Here is an 8405-nt window from a genome sequence, read left to right on the forward strand (position 1 = left end):
CATTTTTTTTATTTAAAGTTTTAAAGAGATATAACTTAAGTGGGATATATTTGCTATTAATATTCAATTTTCTTATTTACTATCAATTAACAGCCGTTGCAAAAGCTGACGTTACGTTACAAAGCAGTTATAGAGGCGCAGTTACTTTGCGCCCTATAATGGTCGAGTTAATAATAAGTGATATCGAAAAAAACGTTTATTCTAAAATAAATGAAGTGATTCCAAACACACAATAACTATGAATACATTGAGGATTTTATAATGAAAAAAATAGCATTAGCAGCAGTGATGGCAACGTTTGTTTTATCAGGTTGTTCAACAATGGCGGTAGACAATGAACGTACTATGGTCATCGAAGGTGAACCGGCAATTGTGAAAGTTATCAACATTCCAAGCTTTAAGATAGAAATAGCGCCACTAAAAGCAGTATGTGAGCTACAAGCATCCAATGGTACTATGATTGAATCAGAGTGCTTGCAATATCGTCAAACGTATCAGAAAAACTACACGCCTTTAAATGGTAATATTCAAGGCTTTACTTATGAGCCAAATTATCGCTATATTTTGGACGTTCGCCAAGAAACGATGATGGATGAAGCGACAAACTCGGTTAAGCCAGTTTGGATCCTCAACGAAGTGGTATCAAAAAAAGCTGAATAGTTATTTACTAAGTAATCATCACAGTTAGCTTAAAAAAAGACCTCTAATGATTGGAGGTCTTTTTTGTCATGAGCTTTTATATATTTTATTTACCTATAAGCTGCACAATATTAGCATTGGCTGTATTTTACGCTGACGCCATGTGTGGCAGTTGGTATGCGATTATCGGCATATACTGCTAAGCCACCGCGAGAAGTTTCTTTATATTTATCCAACATATCAGCGCCCGTTACTTTCATGGTTTCAATGACTTTGTCTAAAGAAACAAAGTGTTGACCGTTACCACGGCAGGCAAGTCGTGCTGCATTGACGGCTTTGACTGCGCCCATAGCATTACGCTCGATACAAGGGACTTGCACTAAGCCGCCAACAGGGTCGCAGGTCAGACCTAAGTTATGCTCAATGCCAATTTCAGCAGCATTGAGACATTTGGCAGGGTCGCCACCGAGGATTTCTGCCAATGCAGATGCCGCCATTGCGCAAGCTGAACCCACTTCACCTTGGCAGCCAACTTCTGCGCCCGAGATGGAAGCATTCTGTTTGATTAAGCTGCCAATAGCCGTGGCATTTAACAAAAATTTGCGTGCGCCATCAATGCTGTAATTTGATAAAAAATCGCGGTAATAGTGCATAACTGCAGGAATGATACCTGCTGCACCATTGGTAGGAGCGGTGACGACATTACCGCCATTGGCGTTTTCTTCATTGACTGCCAATGCATATAGGTCAATCCAATCCATAGCAACTAGCTTATCGTTTTGTGCAATCGGTTGATCTCTTTCAGCACACAGTTGCACATATAATGCTTGAGCGCGGCGTCTCACATCTAAGCCACCCGGTAAGATACCGCTGTTTTGGCAGCCACGGGTCACACAATCCTGCATCGACTCCCAAATAGAGTCTAAATACGCAAACACTTCCGCTTGCTCGCGGTAATGGCATTCATTTGCCAGCACTAGCTCACTTACGCTTAAATGGTGTTTACGACATTGCTCTAACAGCTCTGCGGCACTATTAAAAGGATAAGGAATCACATCGATAGTCGGCGTGGCATTATCTTCATCGGGATTGGTGGCATCTTCTTCATTGATAACAAAGCCACCGCCGACAGAATAATAGGTCTGCTGGTAATGGCTGCCATCCGTTAAGGATACACGGATGGTCATGGCGTTAGGATGATAGGGTAGGACAGTTTCATCGTACCAATGGATATCACGCCCTGTATCAAAGGCAATGACATGCTCGCCTGTAATATTGAGCTGATTGTCTGAAAAGATTGGTGCCAGATATTCACTGGTCAAACGCGTATCGATGGTGCTAGGCGCATGACCAAGTAAGCCTAGTAATATGGCGGTGTCTGTTGCATGCCCTTTACCAGTTGCCGCGAGCGAGCCATATAATGCAATCTCTAAAGACTGGATGTCGCTCAGATTGGTCTGCTTTAGGAGTGACTGTACAAACAAGTTAGCCGCTATCATGGGGCCAACAGTATGAGAGCTTGATGGGCCAATACCAATTTTAAATAAATCAAAAACACTAATCATAATAAGTTACCAAAAAAATTGAGGAGAAATTAGAAAAATCGCATAGCAAAAATTATTGTGCCCATATAGTTATATAGTGGGCAACAATAGATAACAGGCACCGTTAATTAGTGAATGTAGAGTATCGTCTATGAAAATGTGTAAACGTGATCGTTCGAATGACGGGCGAATAATAGCTGTTGTTTATTATTAAATTCCGTTATGATGCTCAGCATCAACGCTTATGTAACATCCTGTAAGTTAGCTGTCGCTGTAGAATACAGTGTTCGAGCAGCCAAAGGGGTGAATTTAGTAAACCATATCTTAGTCCATACGGCTAGTAAAATATGGCTATTCTATAAAATAATCCATATTATTGGCTCATTTCCAAACAGCTGATTGGAAGTACCTAAATATCGTAGAAAAATACAGCAATAGCAAAAGTGATTTTCTAGTCATTACTATCGAATAAGAGAGATAGTCTATTCAACATATAACGATTAGAGTTGTCGTAATACATAAGTTCATAAATGCTAATCGCTCGCCTCAGTCATGTTTTATTATATTGATAGCTGTCTATCTATTATAATAGTCGCTGTTTATAACACCCTGATATAAAGACTGTTAGTTATTATTTTCTTGTTTAGCCGAGCTACTATTAGCCCGTACCGCTAGTTAGCTAAGACTAGTCTGTTATTATTAGCCTAATCCCATAGGACAATCGCGCATGGTAACCCCTCCAGAAAACTCGTCTCAATCAACGCAGCATAGCCAAACAGAACCATTAACGCCAAACGCACTAGAAGCAGCAGGTATTGATGTTGCATCTGGCTCGGCGACAATGAGCTTACCGCACAATCCAGATTTTGATAATGGGCGCTGGTTTCCAACATGGCGACCTTTTAAAGGTGATTTAGACCGCAACCCAGTCGGTATTAATGAGTATTTACCGCCCTCAAAAAGCATATTGCTTGGTATACAGCATACTTTTGCAATGTTTGGGGCGACGGTGCTTGCGCCATTATTAATGGGCTTTGACCCTAACTTAGCTATTTTGATGTCAGGTATCTGTACGGTGATGTTTTTTATGATTACTGGCGGGCGCATGCCAAGCTACTTGGGATCGAGTTTTGCTTTTATTGGTCCGGTGATTGCCGTGACAGCGTATGCTGGTGTAGGGTTTAATGCTAATCTGAATGTCGCTTTGGGCGGTATCATGGCCTGTGGTATTATTTATGCACTGATAGGTCTGCTGGTCATGAAGACAGGTACAGGCTGGATTGAGCGCTTGATGCCACCGATTGTTACTGGTGCAATTGTAATGATTATTGGTCTTAATTTAGCGCCTGTGACCATTCAAGGGGTATCCGCCAACCAATTTGATGCATGGATGGCCACGCTAACGGTATTGCTTATCAGTGGTGTAGCAGTATTTACACGCGGCATGCTACGTCGTCTGTTGTTATTAGTTGGCTTAATATTGTCTTATATTGCTTATTTTGTAATGACCAATGTATTGGGCTATGGCGTTCCGATTGATTTTAGTGGTGTATCGGCGGCTTCATGGTTTGGTCTTCCAGGTATTCATGCGCCGCGTTTTGAGATGAGTGCTATTATCTTAATTGCCCCTGTTGCCTTTATTTTAGTCGCCGAAAACTTAGGGCATTTTAAAGCAGTGGAAGGCATGACTAAGGCGCGAGTAACGCCTTATATGGGTCGCGCGTTTTTTGCTGATGGCTTAGCGACGACTTTCTCCGCGGGTTTTGGTGGTACAGGTGTGACCACTTATGCGGAAAATATTGGCGTGATGGCGGTAACCAAAGTATATAGTACGACTATTTTTGTCATAGCGGGTCTGGTTGCTATCATATTAGGGCTGTCACCAAAATTTGGCGCAATTATTCAGACGATACCAGCGGCTTTATTGGGCGGCGCCTCTATCGTGGTCTTTGGGTTGATTGCTATTGCTGGTGCGAAAATTTGGATAGACAATCATATCGACTTTAGTAAAAACAGCAATCTTATCATCGCTGCCGTCACTGTTATCATGGGTACAGGTAACTTTAGCTTACATCTAGGTGGCTTTGATTTGGGTGGTATCGGTACGGCTACTTTAACAGCAATTGTGCTTAGCGCTCTGTTTAACCGTCAAAAAGATTAAGTTTTTAATCATCACAAGCTTAAAAACCTAATATATCAATAAATAAAAGCCACAATAACCATTGTGGATTTTATCTGTTATGATACTTATTTATAACTGCTATTATTCTATGCAAGCTTTACTTATAATCACGCCTATAAAACCTTGAAAAAAACCGATAACGTCGTAGGGCGCGTGGTTTAGGTTTTAGTGAACCCAAATAAATGGCAAACATAGTGAGTAGCGCACCGCTCCACTGTAGGGTATTAATAGGTTTATCAAGCCAAGTATAGTCAATTACCAATGCTGCAACCGGCTCAGTCAATAATAATAATCCAGTTAATGCCAAAGAGAGTTTGGGAATAGAGTAGGCGATAAGACCCCATGCTAGGCACTGCATTACTGTACCGTAAATCAATATCCAGCCAATATCAGACCAAGTACTGGGTAACATGTTACCCATATCAAAGACAAACATCGGCACAATCATCGCTAAGACACCGCCGATGCTAATCAATTGCATGAGCATAAATAGCGGCGTCGGTTCAGTATCATGAGTTTTACGGATAAAGGTCATTGAGGCCGCGAGCATAGCTCCTGATGCGATACCGGTAATAAATCCCCAAGTAGCAGCCTTATTTTGGGCAAACTCGGGGCTACCTATCATCGCAACACCCAACATCGCCAAGACTAAGCTAACGAGCTGTAAAATAGACTGGCGCTCATTAAAGTATAAAAAACCGATGGCTGCCAAAAAGAAAATCTGCAAGCTGTTGAGTAAGGTTGAAATACCGGGACCCACCGCATAAATGCTCTCATGCCATAGCGCCAAATCCAAGCCCAAAAATGCGCCTGATAATAAGCCATAAAAAACTGCACGCTTTGAGCGCGGTAAACGCTGTCCCGTCATTTTTGCCAATATAGCAAAGACCACACCTGAAATAGCTAAGCGCCAAAATGCCATTGCCCAGCCGCCGATGTCGACATGAGCCACAATTAAGCTACCTAAACCAAAGATCACACAGCCAATGAGCAAGCCAGTAGCAGCGGAGCGTGAAGAGGCAATAGCCATACATTATCCTTATATTATGACGGTTTTCATTTTAATTATTGTTTAATAGGTATATCGTCTTTATTGCAGGCCATATTGTCGACTTTTTGAGCTAAAATTGAAATGCTTGGATATTATTTATTTCTATCTTATAGTGATATTTTATTAATTTATAGAATATACGTTACACTACAGTGAACTCTACGATGTACCTGAGATACTATATGAGCGAGTAGTCACGTAATAGCCTTACAGGAATAACATTGGTATCAATGCTGCTATTTGTTACTTTTATCTTCACTTATATGTTGTAATGTCATTAGCTTAAAAGATATATTTTATTAAAATACTTAAATAGACGTTACTAATCTTAGCTTAGGTGTGCTTATGCTCCAACGTTCATTATTAAGACAACTGCTGTTATTAACGGTATCTGAATATCAATCAGAGATCATGAGACGCCGTTGTTTTATTATCAGCATTTTAGCGCCAGTGCTATTTATCATGCCAAACGCGCAAGCTGCTAGCTGTAAAATTCCGAAGAGTTATTATAAAAACGTTTCTTGTACGGCAAGTAGCGGTTATTTCTTAGCGGTTAAGGATTTTGGCGCACCGGTTGCTCTTATCAATAAGCAAGGTAAAAGCCTCGTTGATTTATCGCGCTATCAAAAAGTAGATGCGGATAAAATATCAGGGGGTTTGTTGCCTGTCATGCGTAATGGACAGGTCGGTTATCTAAATATGCAAGGTCGTGAAGTAATTCCTGTAATGTACAACGCGCTAAGTAACGGTCAAGGTTGGGCGCGTCCTGTATCTGAGGGTCGTATTGTGGTTAAGCAGGGTGGTTATTATGGCGTTATCGATACTGCCAACAGAATCATCGTGCCGTTTTCAGCAGCGATTAGTGATATTGATAATTATCAAGGCGGTATGGCGCGTGTACGCAAAAATAAGGCAATCAGCTTGGTTGATAAAGAGGGTAATACTAAGAACGCTAATACTCAAAACGCCAGTGTTAACAGCGCCATAGACAGCCGCGTAAATAACACACAGGAAAATTTATCCTCCATACCAGTTAATCGCTTTACTACGCTAGAGCCACGTCAACAAGACGGTAAATGGGGCTTTGTTGATGACAATAATGTGACCATGATTACTTATTCATTTAATGAAGTGCGACCGTTTTCAGAAGGCTTAGCCGGCGTGCGTATTGATGGCGAGTGGGGCTTTATCAATCTTGGTGGCGAGCTGGTGATTCCTTTTGGTTTTAATGATTTTGATAGTGCCGATAGTGCCGATAGTGTTAATAATAAAAGTGTGACTCTTGATAATAGCTATAAAGACAAACCCTCTTTTGTATTTGCAGCCGGCAAAGCTTGGATTGGCAGTTTAGAAAATGGCAGTAAGATGTGTATTGATAAAGAAGGGGTGGCTGTTGCTTGTGATTAAATTCTAGCAGCGTGTTCTATTTTGATAAAAAGAGCCTATTAAAAAGAGCCTATAGCGATCAGATCGCTATAGGCTCTTTTTTTAGGCGGTAAATTTTACAATCTGACTTATTAAAACTACTTTTCCAATAAATGATTGCTAATCAAATCCACCATATAAGGCTGATAATATTCAGGAATATCGTGCGCCATACCTTCAATCAAATGAAATTTAGCATTAGGGATGGTCTTGGCGACCACGCGACCTTGTGATGCAGGTAATAACCCATCTGCGCTACCGTGCAGTACGATCGTTGGCGCTTTGACTTGCTTACTATATTTACTAATAGAGCCTGAAGCCAAAATAGCATTGAGCTGTTGTACGGTACCAAGAGGATGGAAGTTACGCTGATAGCGTATTTGGGCAATCTCTCGTACCATGCGTACATTCACATGCCCTGGCGTACCGACAGTCTTCATAAACCAGACACTATGGCGCACGATATCGCGCTCAGAGTGGCTCTCGGGGCGATTAATCAGCGTGTATAACTGTCGGGGCTTTGGCGGTTTTAAAAAGGCGCGATTGGTGGTAGTAAACATTAACGCCAGGCGCTGCACTAGGCTTGGATAACGCGCAGCTACAATCTGAGCAATCATACCGCCCATAGAAGCACCAAGCAGATGCGTTTTACCAAGCTGTAAAGCCTTAATTAAACGCGCAGTATCTTCTGCCATATCGGTCAAATTATAAGCGACCTGTGCCCCTTTATTTGATAGACCTGTTTGCAGACGCATCATCATTTTGAGCTGACTGATACGGGGCAGACCATCAATTTGTACTTTAGAGGACAAACCGATATCACGATTATCAAAACGAATCACAAAGAAACCAGCATCAATAAAGCGCTTGATGAAGTTATTTGGCCAAAATATCATTTGTGAGCCAAGCCCCATAATCATCAGCAGAGGCGGATGATTGGGATTGCCACCTGCTTCAACGCACAACTCGATACCATCACCGATATTTATCATCGCTTGATAAAGGTGCTCGCTCAGATCTGAGGCGCGCCATGGATGCTCACCAAATTTTTGCCATTCAGGCGTTGGGTAGCTAAAGCTGCTATCTGCTGTCTCAGGCAAATCGGCGTTATTGATGTCGTTTGTTTCTGTCATGAACTATCCTATCTAAAAAGATCATTGGCTTAAAGTTCGAGCATTTCAAAATCAAGCTTGCCAACGCCGCACTCTGGACACGTCCAGTCATCAGGGATGTCGTCCCATTTGGTGCCCGGTGCGATACCTTCTTCAGGGCAACCCAGTGCTTCGTCGTATATCCAGCCGCAGACAATACATTCATAACGTTTCATAAAAAGTCCTATCGATTATTACCAGTTACCCTGCATTTTTGGGTAGCTATTCATTAAACATAAAGCATACTTACAGTCGGTATTGTGACCGTAAAACGCAAGTAGTTTAGCATATAACCGTTATTTTCATAGTTAAGTTTACACTTGTATATTGAGATTAAAACGCGCTTATCAAGTGCTTATTTAGTGTTTCATGCTATAAAGTGAGTTGCTTTTGCGGCGCTTACCGCCAAATTA

The 8405-nt window shown here is 41.5% G+C and carries 8 protein-coding genes; 4 read left to right on the top strand and 4 right to left on the bottom strand.

Going from position 1 to position 8405, the window contains the following annotated elements; genetic code table 11:
• The coding region (locus tag VLN09_RS06365) for a hypothetical protein (protein WP_325244772.1) at nucleotides 1–236 on the top strand (236 nt) is incomplete at its 5' end.
• Nucleotides 237–261: 25 nt separating this feature from the next.
• On the top strand, nucleotides 262–660 hold the full coding sequence (locus VLN09_RS06370; protein WP_325244774.1) for a DUF4377 domain-containing protein: 399 nt from the start codon (nucleotides 262–264) through the stop codon (nucleotides 658–660).
• Nucleotides 661–770: 110 nt separating this feature from the next.
• On the opposite strand, the gene VLN09_RS06375 is transcribed toward VLN09_RS06370, so the two are convergent.
• Nucleotides 771–2204, bottom strand: coding sequence for an L-serine ammonia-lyase (locus tag VLN09_RS06375; RefSeq protein ID WP_325244775.1), 1434 nt, complete (start codon nucleotides 2202–2204; stop codon nucleotides 771–773).
• A 706-nt stretch (nucleotides 2205–2910) separates the two neighbouring features.
• Here VLN09_RS06375 and VLN09_RS06380 point away from each other — a divergent pair.
• Nucleotides 2911–4344 carry a solute carrier family 23 protein gene (locus VLN09_RS06380; protein ID WP_325244776.1) on the top strand — a complete coding sequence of 478 codons (1434 nt, stop codon included), beginning with the start codon at nucleotides 2911–2913 and terminating at the stop codon, nucleotides 4342–4344.
• A 118-nt stretch (nucleotides 4345–4462) separates the two neighbouring features.
• Here the strand turns inward: VLN09_RS06380 and VLN09_RS06385 are convergent, their stop codons facing one another.
• Nucleotides 4463–5395, bottom strand: a complete 933-nt coding sequence (locus VLN09_RS06385; protein WP_325244778.1) for a DMT family transporter — start codon at nucleotides 5393–5395, stop codon at nucleotides 4463–4465.
• A 366-nt stretch (nucleotides 5396–5761) separates the two neighbouring features.
• Here VLN09_RS06385 and VLN09_RS06390 point away from each other — a divergent pair, with 366 nt between their 5' ends.
• Entirely contained in the window at nucleotides 5762–6823 is a 1062-nt protein-coding gene (locus tag VLN09_RS06390) for a WG repeat-containing protein (protein WP_325244780.1), read from the top strand.
• A 116-nt stretch (nucleotides 6824–6939) separates the two neighbouring features.
• Here VLN09_RS06390 and VLN09_RS06395 read toward each other — a convergent pair whose 3' ends face one another.
• The gene (locus VLN09_RS06395; RefSeq protein ID WP_325244782.1) at nucleotides 6940–7974 is read right to left on the bottom strand and encodes an alpha/beta hydrolase; all 1035 of its coding nucleotides are present in this window, start codon (nucleotides 7972–7974) and stop codon (nucleotides 6940–6942) included.
• Between the two features lie 29 nt (nucleotides 7975–8003).
• Nucleotides 8004–8168 carry a rubredoxin gene (locus tag VLN09_RS06400; protein ID WP_011280463.1) on the bottom strand — a complete coding sequence of 55 codons (165 nt, stop codon included), beginning with the start codon at nucleotides 8166–8168 and terminating at the stop codon, nucleotides 8004–8006.
• Nucleotides 8169–8405: the final 237 nt, after the last annotated feature.

The organism is Psychrobacter sp. (assembly GCF_035469765.1).
Taxonomy (GTDB): domain Bacteria; phylum Pseudomonadota; class Gammaproteobacteria; order Pseudomonadales; family Moraxellaceae; genus Psychrobacter.

What these genes read in the sequence shown, in the direction of transcription:
- VLN09_RS06395 (WP_325244782.1), bottom strand. Translation starts at nt 7,974, where the DNA reads ATGACAGAAACAAACGACATCAATAACGCCGATTTGCCTGAGACAGCA.
- VLN09_RS06390 (WP_325244780.1), top strand. Translation starts at nt 5,762, where the DNA reads ATGCTCCAACGTTCATTATTAAGACAACTGCTGTTATTAACGGTATCT.
- VLN09_RS06370 (WP_325244774.1), top strand. Translation starts at nt 262, where the DNA reads ATGAAAAAAATAGCATTAGCAGCAGTGATGGCAACGTTTGTTTTATCA.
- VLN09_RS06380 (WP_325244776.1), top strand. Translation starts at nt 2,911, where the DNA reads ATGGTAACCCCTCCAGAAAACTCGTCTCAATCAACGCAGCATAGCCAA.
- VLN09_RS06400 (WP_011280463.1), bottom strand. Translation starts at nt 8,168, where the DNA reads ATGAAACGTTATGAATGTATTGTCTGCGGCTGGATATACGACGAAGCA.
- VLN09_RS06385 (WP_325244778.1), bottom strand. Translation starts at nt 5,395, where the DNA reads ATGGCTATTGCCTCTTCACGCTCCGCTGCTACTGGCTTGCTCATTGGC.
- VLN09_RS06375 (WP_325244775.1), bottom strand. Translation starts at nt 2,204, where the DNA reads ATGATTAGTGTTTTTGATTTATTTAAAATTGGTATTGGCCCATCAAGC.